This window comes from Myxococcus virescens (assembly GCF_900101905.1).
In the GTDB taxonomy this organism is placed as follows: Bacteria; Myxococcota; Myxococcia; order Myxococcales; family Myxococcaceae; genus Myxococcus; species Myxococcus virescens.
In genome coordinates this window covers 488818-509494 of record NZ_FNAJ01000005.1, presented here as the reverse complement: position 1 = coordinate 509494, position 20677 = coordinate 488818, and the positions used below count along the sequence as shown (strand labels likewise).

Below are 20677 nucleotides of genomic sequence, written 5' to 3'. Positions count from 1 at the left end.
GTCACTATTCGAAGCGATTCACTGCATAGAGCACGGCGGTGTTGCTGACCGTGGCAGTGCCCGGGCTCGGGTCGCTGCCCTTCCGCCGGATGCCGCGTACTCCGTACTGTTCGACCATCTCCAAGCACACGGGGATGAAGTCACCTCCACGGGTGTAGGCCTGGGTGAAGCGGCCATAGACGCGGTCCGCGAAGATGAGTTCGCCCACGGCTTTTCCCGAGGTCAGGGGGCCGAAGTTCGTTCCGAGTTCGACCTGGACGCGGCCTTCTCGGACGAGGACAGGCTCTCCGAAGTCCTTGTCGTCGACGAAGGCGAGGCTGGTCCTGTCGCCGATGCGAATACCGGCCCGCTTCATGGCTTCCACCGCGCCGGGGGGACAAGGTTCGCCGGGAGGCGCTGGACGCACCTGCGGGCCGCTGGGGCAGCCCAGGCCCGAGCAGGCGGCGACGGCCACCATCGTCCGGGCCGCTGCCTTGAAGGCCCGCGCGCTGGAGGCGGGCTGCGGGGGAGTCGTCACGCTGTCGAGCATCTGCTTCACGGGGAGCTCTTCCTTCTTCGGGTGCGCCACCTCGGCGGTGACGGCCGCGAGGGTGGGCCCGGGACTGGGCAGGAGCGCGGCCTGCTCACTTTCCGGCGGGCCACCGGGCAAAGCCACTTCCCGGATGGGATTGCTCCCGCTACCCAGCGTGGGTGGCGCCACCCAGAGCCACGCACCCACCGCACACGCCAGCCCGGCGAGCACCACGGCCCAGCGTGCCGCACGTTCGCGCGCAGGCGTTCGTGGCGCCGAGGCTTCGACGGCGCATAGTTCCAGCGGCGGCTTGCGGGGAAGGGGCCCTCGCCTGGGCGAGGAGGCCCTGCGGGCATCACCTCCCTCGGCCCACATCGCCAGCGCGGCGTCATTGTCGTCCTCGGAGCCGGAGTCGGGGCCGGGTGTTTCCGCATCCTGCCGCCACTCGCACAACGGCACGTCCCACGCCGCGTCGGCGGTTGCGAGTGCCCGCTCAACGTCCGCGCTCAGGGCCTCCGCGCTCCCTCGAGCTTCGGGGGCCTTCGCCAGCAGCCGCAGACACAGTTCGCTCAGGGCTGGCGGCACGCGCGGGTTCACCGTGTGGGGAGCGCGAGGCGCCTTGGAGATGACGGCCTCGATTTCCGTGGGAGTCACCACCTCCAGGAAGGGAGGGCGGCCGGTGAGCATCCAGTAGAGGACGACGCCGAGCGCGTAGATGTCATCCGCTGGCCCGCACCGATATCGGCGGGCCGTGACCGCGCTGCTGGCCCTGCGGAACGCCAGTGCCTCCGGGCTGCGATAGAGCGCGGTGCCCGGCGGCAGGACGCCCTGGGTGAGGCGGGGGGCTCCGGCGAAGTCGCCCACGCCGAAGTCCACCAGGACGGGCTCTCCGTCCGGCTCCCGCACCATGACGTTGGATTCCTTGAGGTCGCGGTGCACGACCCCCGCAGCGTGCGTGGCCTCCAACCCCAGGGCCATGCCGCGCAGCAGCCGTGCCACCTGTCGAGCACTGGGGTTCTCCTCTTCCACCCACTGGTGCAGGGGCCGTCCTCGCACGCGCTCCATCGCCAGGTAGAACAACCGGGGCGCCACGCCTGGGAACTTGCCGCAGGCGCGAAAGGCCACCACGTTGGGGTGGCGCAGGCGCAGGAGGATGGCGCACTCGCGCTCTGGCCACCCTCCCATCCGGTGGAGGTACTGGAGCTTGAGCGCGACCTCCTCGCCGTCGCGCATCGCGAGGTACACGTTGCCGCACGCGCCGCTGCCCAGCTGCTTGCCCAGAGTGAAGCCCGCGATGCGTGTCCCCGGCGAATCTTCTCGCCTCTGCGCTTCCGCCATGCCGTCTCCCAGGGGCTTCCCACCCGGCGGGCCCCACCTGAAGTGTCGCCAGACGCCAGCAGGACCCTGCCGGGAGGATGCCGTTCTCGCTGCTGCCAGGGAAGATGAAAGTGCTTGGCCTGACATGGTCCTGAAGGGTTTAGGGCCGCGCCATCCACTCGGCGGCCCCCGGGGTTTGGGCTAGGCTTCCGCACGAGCCATGGACGAAGAACTGGGAGCGACTTTTGGAAAGGCCGTGCGGGAGGCGCGAGCGCGGCTGGGGTTGACGCAGGTGGAAGTGGCGGCGCTGTTGGACATGCACCCCATGGTCTACAGCCGGATGGAGCGGGGGAAGATGTTGCCGCGTGTGGCCACGCTCCGGAAGGTGGCCATGGTGCTGCGGACCTCCACGGATGAACTGCTGGGCCTCGCCCGGGAGGGCCGCGCGGGCGCGAAGAAGCAGTCCTCGTTGCAACGGCGGCTGATGACGCTTTCGGAGACGCTGGACGAAGAGAAGCTCAAGGCGCTCGTCGTGATGGCGAGCGCCCTGTCCCACTAGCACCAGGGCCCGGCTTCAGCTGTCCTTGGGGCCCCGCCCCGACAGTTCATGGGCCTCGAGGCCCGATGGGAAGAGACTCTCGTCGAGCAGTTCGACCTCGTCGCGTACCGCGCTGGCGTCGCTGATGAGCCGCGTCAGCTCCGCGGCCATGTCGGCCCGTCCGAAGGGGCGGCCGGTGCGGCGGACTTCCTGGACGAGGCATTCCCGGAGTGCCTCGCACAACGCCCCCGCCGAGCCGAAGCGCTTCGTTGCATCCCTGTGCAGCATCCCTTGAAGGAGGGCGCGCACCTCGGGCGGCAGGCGCGCGGCGGCTCGCTCCACGTCCTGGGGACCATGGTCTTCCAGCAGCATCAGCATCTGTGTGAGCGGCAGGGAAGGGGGCTCCTCCAGGCGCAGCTCACGCGACTTCGCACGCGGTGGCGCCAGCGCCTCCGCCGCGGCCGCGAACAGGTGCCGCCCCGTGGCCAGCTCCAACAGCACCAGCCCCAGCGAGAAGAGGTCCGAGGCGGCGGTCAGCGTATTGCCCGCGAGGTACTCCGGCGACGCATAGGCCACGTCGCCCTTGAGGAGCGCCTCCGCCGTCTCCTCCCGGCCGACCATGTGCGAATAGGCCACGCCAAAGTGCGTCAGCTTCACCTCGCCCGTGCGAGCCACGCGCACGTTGCGGGGACTGACGTCGCGATGAATCAATCCCAGGGACCGGCCCTGCTCGTCCTTGAGCGAGTGGGCATGGTGCAGGGCGTCCGCCAGCTCCGCTGCGACGTGGAGCGCGAAGGCCAGGGACACGGGCTTCCCCCGCATGGCCATGAGGTCCAGTACGGTCTCCAGCGACGGCCCGTCCACGTACTCCATGATGATGTACGGCTTGCCCCGGTGAATCTTGAAGTAGTGCACCTGGGCGATGGTGGGGTGGTGGAGGCGGTAGGCCAGTTGCACTTCCTCCACCAGCCGGTGCCGGCGAGCGGAACTCGCGGGGCTGCGCACGCGCTTGATGACGACGGGGCCGGCGAGCCCGTGCCGCTGGTAGCGCTCGGCCAGGAGCAACTCCTCGCCGTTGGCCCGGCGCTCCAGAATGCGGACGAACTCGAACCGCGTGTGCTCCACCGAGAAGAGAACGTGCCGCCGTTCGAGCGTGAAGAGGGAAGGTTCGTCCTGGGGGGTGGTCGTGAGGCGGTGCGAGGCCAATGGCGACTCCTTGGTATAGACCTGAAAAGGTTATGCATAGATAAACATGAAGAGGGCGCGGGGAGGAAGCCGGTCCCGGCGCGGGGGGCAGGGCGGATTTTTCCGCTGGCCTTCATGTCCATGGACGGCTCTTGTCAGGCGCCGGGGCCTCTTCTCGTCGTGAGCCGCCGGACGCCACCGGTGTGCCCGGGACTCCGCCGCGAACCGGCCCCGTGAAAGCACGACCCGAGGAGAACACCCGGATGGACACGGAGCTGCAGGGCAGAGGCGTCCTGGTCACGGGCGGCGCCGGAGGAATCGGCACCGCCCTGGTCCATACCTTCGCGGAAGAAGGCGCGAAGGTGGCAGTGCACCACCACTCCAGTATCGAGAAGGCCCAGGCGCTGGCACGCGACGTCGGCGGCGCGGCGCTGCGCGCGGACCTGACGGTGGAAGCCGACGTGGACGCGCTGGTTCCCGCGGCGGTGGCCGCGCTGGGGCGGCTGGACGTGCTGGTCTGCAACGCGGGTGTCTGGCCCGCCCCGGATGAACCCGTCTGGGAGATGTCCCTGGCGCGCTGGCGCCGCACGCTGGCGGAGAACCTGGACAGCGTCTTCCTGTGCTGCCGTGCCTTCCTGCGGCACGTGGCCACCACGAAGACGGGCAACATCGTCATCATCAGCTCCACGGCGGGGCTGTTCGGTGAAGCAGGACACGCTGACTACGCCGCCGCCAAGGGCGCGCTGGCGAGTGGCTTCCTCAAGAGTCTCAAGAACGAATTGGGCCGCATCGCGCCCCTGGGCCGCGTCAACGTCGTGTGCCCGGGATGGACGGCGGTGGACCGCAGCCGCGACAAACTGGCCCAGCCGGGCTTCGTTGAGCGCGTCACGCGGACGATGCCGCTGCGCAAGGTGGCGCAGCCGGTGGATGTGGCGCGGGCGGTGGTGTCGCTCGCGTCGGACCGAATCTCCGGACATGTGACGGGTGAAGTCGTCACTGTCGCCGGAGGCATGGAAGGAAGGGTGCTGCATGACGACTGAAATGGACGTGCGGACGTACAACCGCGAGGCGTGGGACCGTCAGGTGGCCACGGGCAACAGGTGGACGCTTCCCGTGAGCCCGGAAGTCATCGCCGCGGCACGCAAGGGCGAGTGGAGCATCGTCCTCACCCCCACGAAGCCGGTGCCGCGCGAGTGGTTCGGCGACGTGAGGGGCAAGGACATCCTGTGCCTCGCGGGCTCGGGTGGACAGCAGGCCCCAGTGCTGGCGGCGGCGGGCGCCCGGGTGTCGGTGCTGGACAACTCGCCCGCGCAGCTCGGCCAGGACCGCATGGTGGCGGAGCGCGAGGGCTTGGCGCTGCGGCTGGTGGAGGGCGACATGCGCGACCTCTCCGCCTTCGAGGACGCGAGCTTCGACCTCATCTTCCACCCGTGCTCCAACTGCTTCGTGGACGCGGTGCGCCCCGTGTGGCGTGAGGCGGCGCGGGTGCTGCGCCCCGGCGGCGTGCTGCTGACCGGCTTCACCAATCCCGTGAACTACCTGTTCGACCTGGCCTTGGAGAAGCAGGGCATCTTCACGCTGAAGTACCGGATGCCCTACTCGGACTTCACCAGCCTGTCCGACGAGGAGCGTCGCCGCTTCACGGACGTGGGCGAGCCGCTCTGTGTCGGGCACTCCCTGGAGGACCAGCTTGGCGGTCAGGCGGATGCGGGGCTCGCCATCGTCGGCCTCTTCGAGGACTCGTTTGGTCCGGAAGATGCCTTGTCGCAGTACTACAACGGCTTCATCGCCACCCGCGCGATGAAGCTCCCGGCGCGGTAGGGCGAGGGGCGGGGAGGCAGGCGTGAAAAGGCGTCCGCTCAGGCGGATTTAACCTTTCGCGCCGCGCGGGGTTTTTCAGGGCATGAGGCGACGGGAAGGCCGGCTCCCGAAGCCTCAGTCACCCTGAGGAGCAAACCACGATGAAGCTCATGACCGCCCTGCGTTCCGTTGCTGTCGCCTCGTTGTTCATCGCCGCGCCTGTGCTGGCCCAGACGGCCGCGCCCGAGTCCGCCAATCCGCCTGCCGCGGACGGCAAGGGGCGCGGTGGGCACCACTGGCACAAGGGCAAGCGGCATGGAAACAAGATGGCCCGCATGGAGCACCGGATGGACAAGGCCGTGGCCGAAGGAAGGCTCTCCCAGGCCCAGGCCGACCAGTTCAAGGCCGAGGGCCGCCAACTGCGTGAGGAGATGAAGGCGCAGCGTGAAGCCTCGGGCGGCACGCTCTCCGACGCGCAGAAGGACGAGATGCGGTCGAAGATGCGCGCCTTCCGCGAGAAGGTGAAGTCGGCCATGCAGGCGAACGCGCCGCAGAAGACGTAGTCCCGTGCCGCGCGCCAGGGGAGGGGGGCGGCGGATGTGCCGCCAGCCCTCCGGCGGTGGCGGGCACCGTGCTGGCGCGCGCGGCGTGACGCCTCGTGGGCGACTGGCGCAGAATGCGTGGACCTGCCTTCTCGGACGAGGTCCTCATGCGTGTGTTCCCCTTGCTGGCCGTCGCCGTTCTCTTCTTCGGTTGCGGCGCGCGCTCGGGCCGCGTGAAGCCCGAGGCCCCGGAGTCCACGGTGGCCGTTCCGGATGACGCGGAGCTGCGCCGGGTGCAGACGCGGGCGAAGTACCTCTTCGATGCGGAGCGCGCCGCCATCTTCGCCACGGACCTGCTCCTCATCCAGGACGCGCTGGACCGCTCGCGCATGGAGTGGTTCTTCACGGTGCCTCGCGAAGATGGGTGGTACTCCCTCTTTGGCACCTTGGACGACGCGGGGACCTTCACCCCGGCCTATGCCTTCAAGGCTCCGCGGGACGACGCGGAGCAGATGGCTCCGTTGCCACTCCATGAACTGCCCGGAGACTTCAGCCCCGTCGCCCGAGCGGTGAAGACGTCGATGCTGGCCACGGTGGAGGCCTTCGAGCGGGGGGCCATCAACCCGGTGGTCTTCGTGGAGGAGGATGGGGATCTCACCGTCTATGTCCTCCAGGGGACTCGTGACCCCATGCGCTTCTATCTCGGCGGGGACATCCGCTTCCGCTACAGCCCCGACGGGCGCACGCAGCGAGAGGCGGTGCGGTTGCACCAGAGCGTCTTCGCCATCAGCCTGGAGCCGGGGCCGGAGGGCGAGCTGTACCAGGGCTCGGCCCACTCCCACGTCCTCTTCGGGGGGCCGTTGGAGACGGAGCTGGCGACGCTGATGCTCTACCCGGAGCTGGGCGCGCTCACGGTCATCCACGCCGCGTCCCGCATCGCCTACTTCTTGACCCCGGACGGAGCCATCCGGGTGCTGAGTGAAGCGCCGGAGCGGCAGCGGATGTTGAAGCCGGATGGGACGTTCGGCCCGCTCGACATGGAGGAGGAAGCCGCGCCTCCGCCTCCCTCGGGACAGGTTGACTTGTAGCCGGGCTCAGATGCCCAGGCGTTCGGCCCAGGCGAAGTAGGCCGCGCGCGGGTCCACGAAGGGGTCGCGGAACAGAGCCTGCACCTCCGCCTTGGCCACCTGGCCACTGTCGAAGGCCTGGTACAGCCGGTCTCCGAGCAGATAGCCCAGGGCGTGGCTGACGCCGTGGAACAGGCGGTCCTTGCGCAGGGGGAGGAGCTTCACGGCTTCTTCCGGCGCTTCCGCCTCCGTGGCCTTGTGGGCCAGCACGAAGGCGGCGATCTGCCGCTCCACGCCGCGGCTCTCGCCGAAGCGCTTGGCCCACTCGGGCACGCCCAGGCAGGTGCGCCGGGGGTTCACCAGCTTCGAGCCGAAGAAGCCCAGCGCCTCTTCCAGGCAGCGCGCGTAGAAGGCCTCCGAGGCGCCGCGCGGCGCGTCCATGGCGTCACCCACGGCGCAGTGCCGGACGAAGTGCGCCGCTTCCTCCGCCGCGTGGTTCAGCGACAGCGACGCCAGGTAGGCCACCCGCGCGCGGGGGATGTAGCTGCTCTCGCGGGAGAGGATGTGGCGGCGAAGCTGGGTCAGCTCGGCCTGGGTGAAGCGTCCGCGCCGCTGGATTCGCTCCAGGACGTCGCCATCCGCGGCGGTGGCCACGTCCACCGTGTCCAGGGAGCGGCCCACGGGCACGCCGGCGAGCCGGCCGATCAGCGCGGACATTTCACGGAAGCGCTCGGCGGCGCCACGGTCCAACAGCGGGGCGTCTCCGGCTTCCGCCTCCAGGTAGTCCAGGAAGCTCTGCTGGCACACCACGGGGGAGGCGTTCATCAGGCACAGGGTGCCGTCGGCCAGCTCCACGGCCTCCGCGGCGCCAACGCGGCCTTCGCGCGCCAGCCGCCACCAGACGCCTTCCGCGTTCTGGTACACGACCAGCCCCTTGCGCGTCTCCGTGCCGAGCGCGCGCTCCACCTGCGCGGGCAGGTGGCAGGGCGCCACGTGGTACTGGCCCACCAGCACCATGACCAGCGGCCGGTCCGGCGCGCGGGCGGCGCGGGCGATGCGTTCGGCGGCGTAGGCGTCGCGAAGCTCCAGCGAGCGCTCACCCTGCGCCCGGCGGTCGATGCCCACCACTTCCAGCTTCTGCTTGCGTGCGAAGGAGAGCAGGGTGCGCGTATGGGACCAAGCCCCCGAGCCGTGTCCCAGCTTCGCCAGCAGGGAGCGCTCGGTGACGCGGCCGGCGCGCCAGGCGTCCACGGTGGCCTGGTGACGGCCCTCCACACACTCCAGCGCCATGATGACGCGGCGGCCCGAGGCCTGCGCCCGCTCCACCAGTGCGAGGTAGGTTTCCTGCGCGAGCGGGAGCGTGTGGTAGTCGCCGACGTAGACGACGTCCGCCGCCTGTACCTGCTGGTACACGGCGGGCAGCGTCGTGACGCTCCGGTAACCCGAGGTGCGCCGCCGGAAGCGGGCCTCGTAGGTTCGGAAGGAGGCCGTCTGTCCGTCAACCACTCGGGCAATCTGCGCGCGCTGGCGTCGGAACAGGGCGAGGTGCAAGGCGAGCGAAGCGCGCATGGAGTGCCGCAATCCCTCGCACGCCGCCGCAGGCCCGGCAAAAAAACGGCGCGTCCGGGGGTCGGGAGCGTTCCTTGACTGGGGCGGAAGGCCAATGGACCATGGCTCTCAGCCTTGAAGACCGCACACGCTCGCGCGACCCTCCTCAGCCTGGTCCTCGTCATGGCGGTGCCCGGCCGTGCCGAGGAACCGGGGCTCTTGCATTCCCCTCCGGAACGCGCCGAGCCGCGCGTCGCGCTGCAACTCGACGGCACGCTGGTGGAAGGCCGCCGCGTCCTCGAGCTGTACGTGCGCTACCGAGGCCCGGGCGAGCCCTATGCCCGCCGCCCCATGGAGCGGGAGTACGGCGACCTGTACCGGGCCGTGATTCCCGCGGAGCACGTCGTCCCGCCCGGCATCGAGTACTACGTCGAGGGCCTCACCGCGGATGGCCAGCGCGTGCCGCTCTTCCAGTCCGCCTCGCGCCCCGCCCGCGTGCTCGTGGGCGGCGAGACGCCGGCCAGTGCGTCCATCGTCCGGTCCACGCCGCCGCCCGATCGCCGCCCCCCGCCGAGCCGGACGCCACCGCGCGCCGCTCCGCCCGAGCCTGCGCCGCCTCCCGAGCGCACCCCTCCGCCCGAGCGCTCCCGCGCGCAGGCATCCGCGCCGCGAAAGGATGTACCCCCGGCGACGCCGCAGGACGACTCCATGGCCGCGCTCACGGCGGACCTGCCCGCGGATGCGCCCACGGAGGCTTCGTCGTCGGCACGGCCGTCCCGGACCTCCGCGGCGACAGGCAGCGCGCCCGCATCGCGTGAGCCGGCGGCCCCCCGGTCCGAACTGGAGGAGGACCTGGCCCTCTACAGCGCCGAGGACACGCTGGCCCTGGCCACGCGCCACGAGGCGGCGGTGCGGACGGTGCCCGCCATTGGCGCCTCGTTCAGTCAGCAGCAGCTGCGCTCCCTGGGCGCGCGCACCGTGGCGGACGTCCTGGACGTGGTGCCCGGCCTGTCGGTCAGCAGGGATGTGCAGGGCTTCCACCGCACCGCCATTCGGGGCCTGCGCAATGACGCGGAGGTGCTCTTCCTCCTCAACGGCCACCGCCTCAACAGCTTCTTCGACGGCAAGGCGCTGATGAACCTGCCGGTGGAGAACCTGGAGCGGGTGGAGGTCATCCGCGGCCCTGGCTCCGCGCTCTATGGCGCCGGTGCCTTCCTGGGCGTGGTCAACATCGTCACGGACACGTCGGACGGCGTTCGCACGGCCGTGTCCGTCGGCGGTTACCCGGGACAAGACGACCGGCTCGCCGTCACGGGGAACGGCCACCTCTCCGCGGGGCACACCGCTGGGAATCTGCGCGTCTTCGCGGACATCGACGTGTGGAGCCAGGCCGGCGACTCCACCGTCATCGAGAACGACGGCCTGGACGACGAGTCGCGCTCGCAGGGGCTCCGCGACGTGACGGACCCCGCGGGGCGCACCCGCGACGAGCGCTTCCTCTTCAACGCGGGTGCGGGCGCCACCTACGCCATGGGCGACGCGGGCCGCCTGGGAGCCTCCGCGCGCTTCCTCACCGAGCGCCGCAGCGCCCTGGTGGGCCTCTTCGACACGGTGGGCGAGGACTCCAAGCTGGGCTGGAACGTCTTCCTCGCGGACCTGACCTGGGAGCGCTCCTTCGGCCCCGACGTGACGCTCCGCGCGCGGGCCGGGTATGACCAGCAGTCCACCGACCGTTTCTTCCAGATCACCCCTCACGACTTCAGCGCCGGCACGGGCACGAACCGCCTGTTCGAAGAGGGGATGCAGGAGCAGACGCGCGTCTCCGTGCGCTCGCTCACCGGCTCCGTGGACGCGGACGTGGCCCTGGGCGCCTACAACCGCCTCTCCCTGGGCGCGGTGGTGGAGCAGCAGTCGCTGGGCGAATACGACTACGTGACGAACTACACCCTGGACGCGCAGGTGCGCCCGGATGGCCTCACGCGGCCGGAGGGCCTGGTGGACCTGACGAGCGGCGCCGCGTCCCGCCGCCTCAACGTGGGCCTGTTCGCGCAGGACCAGTGGACTGTCGTCAACGCGCTCACGCTCACGTTCGGCGTGCGCATGGACGCCACCCAACTGCCCACGGTGGACGCATCCGGCGCCATCAACGGCACCCGCTTCGTGCCCACCCTCAATCCGCGCGTGGGACTGGTGTTCGCGGCCACCGACGCGCTGGTGCTCAAGGCCCTCTACGGGCGTGCCTTCCGCGCGCCCACGCTGCAGGAGTTGGTCGAGCGCATTCCGGACACGGAGTACAACCAGGGCCGCTTCGAGGGGAACCCGCGCCTCCAGCCCGCCACGGTGGACACCTTCGAGCTGGGCGCGGACCTCATCCAGTCGGCGGGGGACGCGCGCGTGCGGCTGCGCGCCAACGCGTACGTGGCCCTCTTCGGCTCGCCCATCGTCCCCGTGGACACGTCGGGCAACATCGTCCCGCTGCGCAACCGCGAGCTGGGCGTGCGCGTGTACGGCGTGGAGGGCGAGGCCCGGCTGGAGGCCTCCAAGCGCGCGTATGCGTGGCTCAACGCCAGCATCTCCCGCGCGGAGGACCTGGAGCTGCCCGCCCAGTCCCGCCTGCTCACCGACACGCCGCAGGCGCGCTTCAACGCCGGCGTGACGATGCCCATTGGCGCCTATGTGAATTTCGACGTGGTGGTGCGCACGGGCGCGGAGCGGCGCAACAACAGCCGCTCCGTGCTGGAGCTCATCCGCCGCTACAAGATTCCGTCCTACAGCCTCATCACCGCGCAGCTGCGCACCGAGCCCATCCTGGAGCACTTCGAGGTGGCCCTGGTGGCGCACAACCTGTTCGACAATGACCTTCGCGACGACGTGCCCCGTCCGGACCGTGTCCCCGGGCTGCTCCCGCGCGAGGGCATGTCCGGATTCCTCACCGTGAGGGCCCACTACTGATGCCGCGCTCCCGCTCCCTGTTCGCCGCGCTCACCTTCGGGCTGGGCGCCTTCCACGGCGGCTGCATCGCCTACAACGACTCGTGCCAGCCCCTGGTGGAGGACCCCGACGCCGTCGTGGGCTACCTGGCCGACGATGTGCTCCTGGACAAGGTCTACACGCGGCACGACAACAATGCGCTGGGCCAGCTCGTCGCGGATGCCCTCCTGCACGCGGAGGATGATTCCACGCGCCCCGCGGTGCTGGGCGTCGTCAACGGCGGCTCGCTGCGCCAGGAAGGTCTGTGCGTCACGCGGACCGAGCTGCGCCAGGGCCCGCTCACGGATGGCGTGCTCCACGAGCTCATCCTCTTCGAGAACCTCGTCGTGACGGTGGACCTCACGGAGAAGGAGCTCGTGGACATGCTGGAGCTGTCCGTGGGCGCGCTGTACCTGGAAGGGCAGAGCATCGCGTCGCCTTCCGGCGCCTTCCTTCACGTGTCCGAGGGCAGCTCGCTGCGCGTGGACTGCGCCCAGCCGAAAGGCTCGCGCGTGCGCGAGCTGACGGTGGGTGGGGTGCCCGTGGCGCTGCCTGCGCGCGAAGACGCGTCCATCCGCTACCGCGTGGCCATGAACGCGTACATCCTGGAGGGAGGAGACGGCTACGGCACGGCGCTGGGCAACGCGGGACAGAACCCGGACCGCAACCCGGTGCAGGCTCGCAAGCTGGGCGGTACGGAAGCCAACCTCGCTTCGGCATACATGAAGGCCAGGCACCCAACGCCCGTGCAGGCGCTGCGCGAGGAGCCGCGAGTCGTCTTCCAGAACTGTGCCCTGCCCGCGAGGCCCGCGGGCAGGTGAGGGTGGGGGACCGGGCGTGAAGCCGGCCCTCCGGAACTACTTGGGCTCTTCGGAGGGCGCCACCGCCACGGCCGTCACCGGCTGGGCGGGGGCGGGCGCGGGGGCCGCGGGACGAGGAGGCGGGCTGAGCACGTCGTTGACCGACGGCATCTTCCGGATGTCCCCGCGCGCCACCTTCCACGCCTGCTGGACAATCCAGGACAGCGAGCGGTCCTGCCTCGTCGCCTCACGCTGGATCTCCTCCAGCATGTCCTCGGGGAAATAGAGACTCTGTTTACGATGGTCCGTCGTAGCCATCCGTCGTTACTCCTCCCGAGGGTCCTGGCGCTCGTCGCCAGTCACGTCATTCACGGCGGGGAACGACTTGATGCGCTCGCGGGCGATCTTCCACGCCTGCTGCACGACCCAGGAAAGGGAGCGGTCCTGGCGGGTCGCCTCTTCCTGGATCTCCTTCAGCATCTCCTCGGGGAAGTACAGCGACTGCTTGCGCTTGTCGGTGCCTGCCATACTTGGGTCTCCGGGGCGGATTCGGGGTGACGACCTGAACACACCTGGGCCGTTATCCGACAGACTCCCAAGAGGGTCAACGGTTTCCAAGGACTCATTCCGAGGTCGCACGGTCTGTCCCCGTGCTCGTCCAGTTGCACGTAAGCTGTGCAACCATGCGCGAAAAAGGAAACGCCCCAGACTCCACGAGGGAGTCCGGGGCGCTTCGGAAAGAGGGACCGCCCGGGGAAATCTCCAGGCGGGCCCGTGGACCCAGAGGGGGAGGGGGGGGACCCCTAGGTCCAACAGCTCAAAATTCGACCGTCTCAAGAACCGCGTTCGCGGCCGCGTGTATTTCCGCTACCGCCTCAACGCCGATTCGATGTTGTGGCGATCATAAGAATCAGCCCCCCTGCCTTCAACCGCACGTGCCTCTGTAACCCGCTCACCCGACACTCCATTCCACCGCGGTCCGATGCCCCGTCACGATTCCGCCACGCAGCTGCTGACGACGACGCTTCAAGAGGCGTACACCCGGCTGGGACTTGAGGGAGGTTCGGTGCTGCTCGCCGTTTCCGGCGGCGCGGACTCCACGGCCCTCCTGGTGGGAACCGCGCTCGTCGCCGAGCGACTCCGGCTTCGCGTGGAGGTGGCCTCGCTGGACCATGGCCTGCGTCCCGAAGCGGCGGAGGAGGCTCGTCAGGTGTCCGTCCTGGCGGCCGCGCGGGGGCTGCCCTGCTACGTCCAGGCGCTGAGGCTGCATCCTGGGGCCGGCATCGAGGCGCGCGCGAGGGAGGCTCGCTACGCGGCGCTGGACGCGCTCCGCCTCGAGCGGGGCCTGGACGTGGTGGCCACCGCGCACACCGCCACGGACCAGGCGGAGACGCTGCTCATGCGCCTGGCGCGGGGCACCGCCCTGCGCGGCGCGGTGGGCATCCACGAAGCGCGCCCCGGACTGGTGCGCCCCCTGCTGTCGTGCACGCGGGAGGATGTGGTGGCCTTCCTGGCGGAACAGGGTGTCGCCTATGCGACAGACCCGATGAACGCCGACCCTGTCCACTTCCGGACGCGCGTTCGCCTTGGAGTGCTACCCGCCCTGTCGCGCGCCGCCGGCTTCGCGGTGGAGGGGCACCTGGCCGCCTTCGCGCGCGTGGTCGCGGAGGACGAGTCGCTGCTGGCGTCCATGGCGGACGCGGCCTTCGACCGGCTGCGCCTGGAAGATGGCGCGCTGGATGCGGTGGGCGTGCGCGCACTGGAGCCCGCGCTGCGCCGGCGGGTGCTCGCCCGGCTGGTGGCCGGCACGGAGGCCGCGGTGGATGAGGCCACGCTGGCCCGGGTGCAGCGCGCGGTGGCTCAGGGCGGCACGGCCACGTTGGGGCGGGGCTACGTGCTGCGCGCGACCAGCGGACGGGTGCGCTGCGTGCGGCAGGTGCCGTCCGCTCCACCGGCTGAACTTCGGCTGGAGCACGCGGGTTCGCGGGGCGCGCTCGTGGGGACGGGCTGGAATTTTTCCGTCGAGTTCGCACCTCCACCTGCGGGCGTGCTCGGGCTGGCGCTCGGGGACGGGACGCGCTGGCCGCTGACCGTGCGGACACGTCGCCCCGGCGACCGGGTGTGCACTGCCGGGGGACAACGCAAGCTCCAAGATGTGTTGGTTGATCTTCGAGTGCCCGCGGAAGCACGGGCCACGCGGCCGGTGGTGGCGGATGCCGAGGGGCAGGTGTTGTGGCTCCCCGGCCTCTGGTCACCGGTGGCTCCGCGTGCGGCCGCCAGGGAGTACCTCTGGGCGGTCCCCCCCGGTTCGAGCATTCAGCGGACCGCGGCGTTATAGAGAGTGGCAGAGTCGCAGTTCGGGGGATGGGCGCGGCCCCCTAAATAGTTGAGGGCTTTTTGCTGTTGCTGATACGGTCCGTCGCTGGGTAGCTCGCCTGGTGTCGGCCAAGTGATGGAAAAAGCTGGGGTTCTTCCCAGCGCGGCCCTCATCCCGCCGAGTTCCGAAAGGGCAGCTGACACGTGCGTTCGACTTACAAGACCATCGGGCTCTGGGTCATCCTGATCGTCCTCTTCGTCGCCTTCTACAATTTCTTCTCCCAGGGCAACGACCAGGTCCAGGAACCGTCCTTCACCCAGTTGCTGACGAAGGTGGAGGAGAAGAAGGTCCAGGAGGTTGCCGTCAAGGGCAACACCTATTCCGGCAAGTTCACCGACACGTCGGAGAAGTTCCGCACGACGGGGCCGGCGCCGGATGCGGCCATGCTGAACCAGCTCCGCAGCAATGGCGTGGACGTGAAGTACGAGCGGGAGGAGCAGAACAGCCTCTGGCTGACCATCCTCGGTCAGTGGATGCCGGTCGTCTTCCTGTTCCTGTTCTTCATCTTCTTCATGCGCCAGCTGCAGGGTGGCAGCGGCAAGGCCATGACGTTCGGCAAGTCGAAGGCCAAGCTCCTCAGCGAGAGCCACAACAAGGTCACCTTCGCGGACGTGGCCGGCGCGGACGAGTGCAAGGAAGAGCTCGAGGAGATTGTCGCCTTCCTCAAGGACCCGAAGAAGTTCACCAAGCTGGGCGGCCGGATTCCCAAGGGCGTGCTGATGATGGGCTCGCCGGGAACGGGCAAGACGCTGCTCGCCCGCGCGGTGGCCGGCGAGGCCGGCGTGCCGTTCTTCTCCATCTCCGGCTCGGACTTCGTGGAGATGTTCGTGGGCGTCGGCGCCAGCCGCGTCCGTGACCTCTTCGAGCAGGGCAAGAAGAACGCCCCCTGCATCATCTTCATCGACGAAATCGACGCCGTGGGCCGTCACCGTGGCGCGGGCCTGGGCGGTGGACACGACGAGCGCGAGCAGACGCTCAACCAGCTCCTCGTGGAGATGGACGGCTTCGAGTCCAACGACGGCGTCATCCTGATTGCCGCCACCAACCGTCCGGACGTGTTGGATCCGGCGCTCCAGCGTCCCGGCCGCTTCGACCGGCGCATCGTGGTGCCGCGTCCCGACGTGAAGGGCCGCCTGGGCGTGCTGAAGGTGCACACCCGCCGCGTGCCGCTGGCGCCGGAGGTGGACCTGGAGGTCATCGCTCGCGGTACGCCGGGCATGACGGGCGCGGACCTGGAGAACCTCGTCAACGAGTCGGCGCTGATGGCCGCGCGGCAGAACAAGGAGCGCGTGGACCTGAGCGACTTCGAGGCCGCCAAGGACAAGGTCTTCATGGGCCCCGAGCGGCGCTCCATGATCATGACCGAGAAGGAGAAGAAGAACACCGCCGTCCACGAGGCGGGCCACGCGCTGCTGGCCAAGCTCCTCCCGGGCTGCGACCCTCTCCACAAGGTCACCATCATCCCGCGTGGCCAGGCCCTGGGCGTCACCTGGAGCCTGCCCACCGAGGACAAGGTCAACGGCTACAAGAAGCAGATGCTGGACCAGATCTCCATGGCCATGGGCGGCCGCATCGCCGAAGAGCTCATGTTCAACGAGATGAGCAGCGGCGCCGCCAACGACATCGAGCGTGCCACCGAGACGGCCCGCGCCATGGTGTGCCGCTGGGGCATGAGCGAGAAGATGGGCCCCCTGGCGTTCGGCAAGAGCGACGGTGAGGTGTTCCTGGGCCGCGACTTCAATTCGTCCAAGGACTACTCCGAGGACACCGCCCGGCAGATTGACGCCGAGGTCCGCAGCATCGTCGTGGGCTGCTACGAGCGCGGCAAGAACCTGCTGACGGAGAACATCGAGGCCCTGCGCCGCGTGTCCGACGCGCTGGTGGAGTACGAGACGCTGGACGCCGAGGACGTCAACATCCTCCTCCAGGGTGGGCAGCTGACCCGTGAACGTCCGCCCCCGCGCGTGAATGCGCCCCCGAAGGCGACGGAGAAGAAGGACAAGCGGAAGATTCTCGACGCGCTCGAGGGCCTGCCGACGATGGAGCCGAAGAAGGCCTGAGCGTCACGCCCTTCCAGCGGTTGAGCTGAAATGAAGAAGGCCCTTCCCAGCAGCGTGGGAAGGGCCTTCTGCTTTGCGGGCTCCCGGGAGTCCGCGCGCCTACGGGTAGCGCACGGGGAGGGGGGCCTCGGGCAGGGGGATGAACTCCGTCTCATCCGGGACGGCGGCGAAGCGGCCGGCCTTCCAGTCCTCCTTCGCCTGCTCCAGCCGCTCCTTCGAACTGGAGACGAAGTTCCAGAAGATGTAGCGCGGCCCGTCCATGGGCTCCCCGCCGAGCACCAGCAGCCGCGCCGCCGCGGTGGCGCGGAGGGTGACGGCGCCGCCGGGCCGGAAGACGAGCAGCTCTCCTGGCTCGAAGGCCATACCGTCCACCTCCACGGCGCCCTGGACGAGGTACATCGCCCGCTCCTCGTGCTCGGCGGGAACCACGAAGCGCGCGCCGGCCTCCAGCGCCACGTCCGCGTAGAACATGTCCGACAGCGTCTGCACCGGCGAGCGCTGACCGTGCACGGTGCCGGTGATGACGCGCATCCGCGCGCCCTCGCCTTCGTGGCAGGGCATCTGGTCCTCGGGGTGGTGGACGAACGCTGGGGCCGTCTCCTCGTGGCGCTTGGGCAGCGCCACCCACGCCTGCATGCCAAAGAGCTTGCTGCCCGCGGCGCGTGGGCCGGGGCCGGTGCGCTCCGAGTGGACGATGCCGTTGCCCGCCGTCATCCAGTTCACCGCGCCGGGGCGGATGGGCTGCACCGTGCCCAGGCTGTCCCGGTGCATGACTTCTCCGTCGAAGAGGTAGGTGACGGTCGCCAGCCCGATGTGCGGATGCGGCCGCACATCCAGGCCGTGGCCGGGTTGGAAGCCGGCGGGGCCCATCTGGTCCAGAAAGACGAAGGGCCCCACCATCCGGCGGCGGGCCGAGGGCAGCGCGCGCCGCACCTCGAACCCGTCGCCCAGGTCGCGTGAGGGCGCGACGATGAGTGTCTCCATCGAAGGAGGAAGCTGCTCCGCGTTCAAGTCGTCCCGGCTCATGTCGTGCTCTCTTTCGTTCAGCGATGTGGCCTCAGGCCAGGTCGAACAGCAGCGCTTCCACCGGCTCCGTGGCGGAGAGGACGAGCTGCGACTCGTCCGCCACCGCGGCGCCGTCCCCGGCCTTCAACTCCACGCCGTTGAGCGTGGCCTTGCCCCGCGCCAGCTGCAGCCAGGCGTGGCGGCCCGGAGCGAGCGTGTACGTCGCCTGTTCGCCCGTGCCCAGCAGCGTCGCGTGAAGCATCACGTCCTGGTGCACCGTGAGGCTGCCGTCGCGGGCGTCCGGGCTGGCCACCACCCGCCAGCGGCCCTGGCGCTCGGCCTCCGGGAAGGCCTTCTGCTCGTAGCCAGGCGTCAGGCCCTTGCGGTCCGGGATGATCCAGATCTGCAGGAAGTGGAGGCTCTCATCCGCGCCATTCATCTCGCTGTGCAGCACACCGGTGCCGGCCGTCATCCGCTGGATTTCGCCGGCGCGCAGCAGGCCCTCGCCGCCCGTGCTGTCGCGGTGGGCAATGGCGCCGCTCAGCGGATAGGTGATGATTTCCATGTCCCGGTGAGGGTGCGTACCGAAGCCCTCGTGGGGCGCGACGCGGTCCTCGTTGATGACGCGCAGGGCTCGGAAGCCCATGAAGTCCGGGTCGTAGTAACTGGCGAAGGAGAAGGTGTGGTGGGAGTCCAGCCAGCCGTGGTTGGCGTGACCGCGGGCTTCCGAGGGGCGAATGGCAATCATGGCGTTCCTTTCCGCGGCAGAACCTGGATGGCGGCCGCTGTTTCGAGAGTCATGATGTGCGCGAGGGCCTTTCGGGACTAGGCGTGGACAATGGGAAGCATCGTTCCACGGATGGAACGAAGTCCCGTTCAGCCGGGGATGGGCCAGTGCTCGCGCAGGCACTCCACGAAGGCCATCACCTTGGGGGAGTGGTGCCGCGTGCTCGGGTAGACGGCGTGGACGGGCGCGCCCGTGGAGCTCCAGTCCGGCAGGATGCGCTGCAAGCGCCCGGCGGCCAGCTCCGAGGTGAAGGGGAGGTTGGGGAGCAGGGCGATGCCGGAGCCCGCCCGCGCCACCGCGTAGAGCATGTCCGGCTCATTCACGACGATTCGGGCGGGCACCTTGATGTCCACCGAGCGGTTGCCGGAGTGGAGCGTCCAGACGTTGTTCTCCAGGCCCGCGCCGAAGAGGAGGCAGTCGTGCTTCTCCAAGTCCTTCGGAGCCTTGGGTGTCCCACGCGCCTTGAGATAGCTGGGCGCCGCGATGACGACGCGCTCCACGATGCCCAGCCGCCGCGCCATGAGTGACGAGTCCGCCAGCCGCCCGGCGCGAATCGCCACGTCGAAGCCCTCCGCCATCAGGTCCACGTTGCGGTCGGTACACACCATCTCGAGCTGGACCTCGGGGTACTGCTTGATGAAGGTGGACACCAGGGGCCCGATGAAGCTGAACGTCAGCGGCGTCGTCACGCGCAGCAGGCCATGGGGGGCGGCCTGCATCCGCGTCACGGCCAGCTCGGCCTGCTCCGCCTCCGCGACGATGCGCGCGCAGTGCTCGTAGTACGTCCGGCCCACGTCGGTGAGCCGCAGCTTGCGCGTGGTGCGCTGGAGCAGCTGCGCGCCGACCCGCGTCTCCAGCTCCGACACCTTCCGGCTCACCGTGGACTTGGGCATCCGCAGCCCACGCGCCGCCGCGGTGAAGCTGCCTGCCTGTACCACGCGTGCGAAGACGAGCAGCTCGTTGAGGTCCATCTCCCGTCCTTCCCGGAGCGTTGTTCCATAGGTGGAACAGTTCTTCCAGTCTGGCCCATCTAATCAAGCCCGGGGGCCACCGCTACCTTCCTCCTCGTCGAACACACCGCTTCACACAAAAAAGGAAGGCACCTCATGGCCACCACGACCTGGAACATCGACACCACCCACTCCGGCATCCACTTCTCCGTCCGCCACATGGTCATCGCGAAGGTTCGCGGCAGCTTCCGCAAGTACAGCGGCGCCATTTCGCTGGACGAGCAGGACATCACGAAGTCCTCCGTCGCGGTCACCATCGAGACGGCCAGCATCGACTCCGGCGTCGAGCAGCGTGACAACCACCTGCGCTCGCCGGACTTCTTCGACGTGGAGAAGTTCCCCAGCATCACGTTCAAGAGCACGAAGGTGGAGAAGGCGTCCGGCAACGGGCTGAAGGTGACGGGCAACCTGACCATCCGCGACATCACCCGCGAGGTGGTGCTGGATGCCGAGCAGCTCGGCGCGGGCAAGGACCCGTGGGGCAACGTCAAGGCCGCGTTCGAGGCGAAGACGTCGGTGGACCGGCGCGACTTCGGCCTGACGTGGAACCAGGCGCTGGAGGCGGGCGGCGTGCTCGTCGGTGAGAAGATTGAAATCGCCATCGAGGTCCAGGCGGTGAAGGCGCAGGCCGAGCAGGCGGCCTGAGCCACCCACACGGACCGCTCCGGAGGTGCCTTCACCGGGCCTCCGGTCCACCTTCTCCTCCCGGAGCCCCGATGACGACCCACAGCCAGACCGAGAAGCCCGGAGTGTTTCGCCAGGTCCTGCGGACCGGCACCCATACCCTGCATGCGGACGTGGCCCCCGCGCTGGGCGGAGAGGACTCCGCGCCCGGCCCGCACGACTACTTCGACGCCGCGCTGGCGGCATGCAAGGCCCTGACGGCCACGTGGTACGCGAAGCGTCACGGCCTGGCCCTGGAGCGTGTGGAGACGCACGTCGAACGGGATGATTCGCGGGAGCGGCAGGGCACCTACACGCTGAAGGTGAAGCTGGCGTTCCACGGGGCGCTGTCGCCGGCGGACAAGCAGCGGCTGTACAACGCCGTCGCGCAATGCCCCATCCACAAGCTGATGACGACGTCCACGGTGGACATCGTGACCGAGCCGCTCGAAGCCTGAGCCCCCGGGCGCGCTCGGGAGCGGTAGGGTAGGGAAGCG

At 69.5% G+C, this 20677-nt stretch carries 19 protein-coding genes; 11 read left to right on the top strand and 8 right to left on the bottom strand.

Annotated elements, in window-relative coordinates; all coding sequences use genetic code 11:
* Positions 1–4: 4 nt before the first annotated feature.
* Positions 5–1849, bottom strand: a complete 1845-nt coding sequence (locus BLU09_RS18110) for a serine/threonine-protein kinase (RefSeq protein WP_090490790.1) — start codon at positions 1847–1849, stop codon at positions 5–7.
* A gap of 199 nt (positions 1850–2048) precedes the next feature.
* On the opposite strand from BLU09_RS18110, the gene BLU09_RS18105 reads away from it, so the two are divergent.
* On the top strand, positions 2049–2387 hold the full coding sequence (locus BLU09_RS18105) for a helix-turn-helix domain-containing protein (protein WP_090490789.1): 339 nt from the start codon (positions 2049–2051) through the stop codon (positions 2385–2387).
* Between the two features lie 15 nt (positions 2388–2402).
* On the opposite strand, the gene BLU09_RS18100 is transcribed toward BLU09_RS18105, so the two are convergent.
* The gene (locus BLU09_RS18100; protein ID WP_090490788.1) at positions 2403–3572 is read right to left on the bottom strand and encodes a serine/threonine protein kinase; all 1170 of its coding nucleotides are present in this window, start codon (positions 3570–3572) and stop codon (positions 2403–2405) included.
* A 242-nt stretch (positions 3573–3814) separates the two neighbouring features.
* Between BLU09_RS18100 and BLU09_RS18095 the strand changes: the two genes are divergently transcribed.
* The 4 genes from BLU09_RS18095 (at position 3815) to BLU09_RS18080 (ending at position 6981) form a co-directional block, all read left to right on the top strand.
* Positions 3815–4591: an SDR family NAD(P)-dependent oxidoreductase gene (locus BLU09_RS18095; protein WP_090490787.1), complete on the top strand. Its 777-nt coding sequence runs from the start codon at positions 3815–3817 to the stop codon at positions 4589–4591.
* The gene (locus tag BLU09_RS18090; protein ID WP_090490786.1) at positions 4581–5372 is read left to right on the top strand and encodes a class I SAM-dependent methyltransferase; all 792 of its coding nucleotides are present in this window, start codon (positions 4581–4583) and stop codon (positions 5370–5372) included. Before BLU09_RS18095 ends, BLU09_RS18090 begins: the two co-directional genes overlap by 11 nt.
* A gap of 140 nt (positions 5373–5512) precedes the next feature.
* On the top strand, positions 5513–5914 hold the full coding sequence (locus tag BLU09_RS18085; protein ID WP_090490785.1) for a hypothetical protein: 402 nt from the start codon (positions 5513–5515) through the stop codon (positions 5912–5914).
* Between the two features lie 146 nt (positions 5915–6060).
* Positions 6061–6981 (top strand): hypothetical protein, encoded by a 921-nt coding sequence (locus BLU09_RS18080; protein WP_244171820.1) that lies wholly within the window; start codon positions 6061–6063, stop codon positions 6979–6981.
* A gap of 6 nt (positions 6982–6987) precedes the next feature.
* On the opposite strand, the gene BLU09_RS18075 is transcribed toward BLU09_RS18080, so the two are convergent.
* A complete protein-coding gene (locus BLU09_RS18075) occupies positions 6988–8529 on the bottom strand; it encodes a ChaN family lipoprotein (protein ID WP_167371109.1) in 1542 nt (513 codons plus the stop codon).
* A 114-nt stretch (positions 8530–8643) separates the two neighbouring features.
* Between BLU09_RS18075 and BLU09_RS18070 the strand changes: the two genes are divergently transcribed.
* A complete protein-coding gene (locus BLU09_RS18070; protein ID WP_090490782.1) occupies positions 8644–11460 on the top strand; it encodes a TonB-dependent receptor plug domain-containing protein in 2817 nt (938 codons plus the stop codon).
* Entirely contained in the window at positions 11460–12299 is an 840-nt protein-coding gene (locus tag BLU09_RS18065) for a 5'-nucleotidase C-terminal domain-containing protein (protein ID WP_090490781.1), read from the top strand. Before BLU09_RS18070 ends, BLU09_RS18065 begins: the two co-directional genes overlap by 1 nt.
* Before the next feature lie 36 nt (positions 12300–12335).
* Here BLU09_RS18065 and BLU09_RS18060 read toward each other — a convergent pair whose 3' ends face one another.
* Both BLU09_RS18060 and BLU09_RS18055 read right to left on the bottom strand, forming a co-directional pair.
* Positions 12336–12596, bottom strand: a complete 261-nt coding sequence (locus BLU09_RS18060; RefSeq protein WP_011554363.1) for a TIGR04563 family protein — start codon at positions 12594–12596, stop codon at positions 12336–12338.
* A 6-nt stretch (positions 12597–12602) separates the two neighbouring features.
* Entirely contained in the window at positions 12603–12806 is a 204-nt protein-coding gene (locus BLU09_RS18055) for a TIGR04563 family protein (RefSeq protein WP_002638649.1), read from the bottom strand.
* A 454-nt stretch (positions 12807–13260) separates the two neighbouring features.
* On the opposite strand from BLU09_RS18055, the gene tilS reads away from it, so the two are divergent.
* Together tilS and ftsH are read left to right on the top strand one after the other, a co-directional pair.
* On the top strand, positions 13261–14616 hold the full coding sequence (gene tilS / locus BLU09_RS18050; RefSeq protein WP_090490780.1) for a tRNA lysidine(34) synthetase TilS: 1356 nt from the start codon (positions 13261–13263) through the stop codon (positions 14614–14616).
* 182 nt (positions 14617–14798) lie between these two features.
* Entirely contained in the window at positions 14799–16715 is a 1917-nt protein-coding gene (ftsH, locus tag BLU09_RS18045; RefSeq protein WP_090490779.1) for an ATP-dependent zinc metalloprotease FtsH, read from the top strand.
* A gap of 99 nt (positions 16716–16814) precedes the next feature.
* On the opposite strand, the gene BLU09_RS18040 is transcribed toward ftsH, so the two are convergent.
* From BLU09_RS18040 to BLU09_RS18030, 3 genes are all read right to left on the bottom strand, one after another.
* Complete coding sequence (locus tag BLU09_RS18040; protein WP_090490778.1) at positions 16815–17741, bottom strand: pirin family protein; 927 nt, start codon at positions 17739–17741, stop codon at positions 16815–16817.
* Between the two features lie 31 nt (positions 17742–17772).
* Positions 17773–18468 carry a pirin family protein gene (locus BLU09_RS18035; protein WP_090490777.1) on the bottom strand — a complete coding sequence of 232 codons (696 nt, stop codon included), beginning with the start codon at positions 18466–18468 and terminating at the stop codon, positions 17773–17775.
* Positions 18469–18596: 128 nt separating this feature from the next.
* Positions 18597–19478 (bottom strand): LysR family transcriptional regulator, encoded by an 882-nt coding sequence (locus BLU09_RS18030; protein ID WP_090490776.1) that lies wholly within the window; start codon positions 19476–19478, stop codon positions 18597–18599.
* 135 nt (positions 19479–19613) lie between these two features.
* On the opposite strand from BLU09_RS18030, the gene BLU09_RS18025 reads away from it, so the two are divergent.
* Together BLU09_RS18025 and BLU09_RS18020 are read left to right on the top strand one after the other, a co-directional pair.
* On the top strand, positions 19614–20162 hold the full coding sequence (locus tag BLU09_RS18025) for a YceI family protein (RefSeq protein WP_090490775.1): 549 nt from the start codon (positions 19614–19616) through the stop codon (positions 20160–20162).
* A gap of 71 nt (positions 20163–20233) precedes the next feature.
* Complete coding sequence (locus BLU09_RS18020) at positions 20234–20638, top strand: OsmC family protein (RefSeq protein ID WP_090490774.1); 405 nt, start codon at positions 20234–20236, stop codon at positions 20636–20638.
* Positions 20639–20677: the final 39 nt, after the last annotated feature.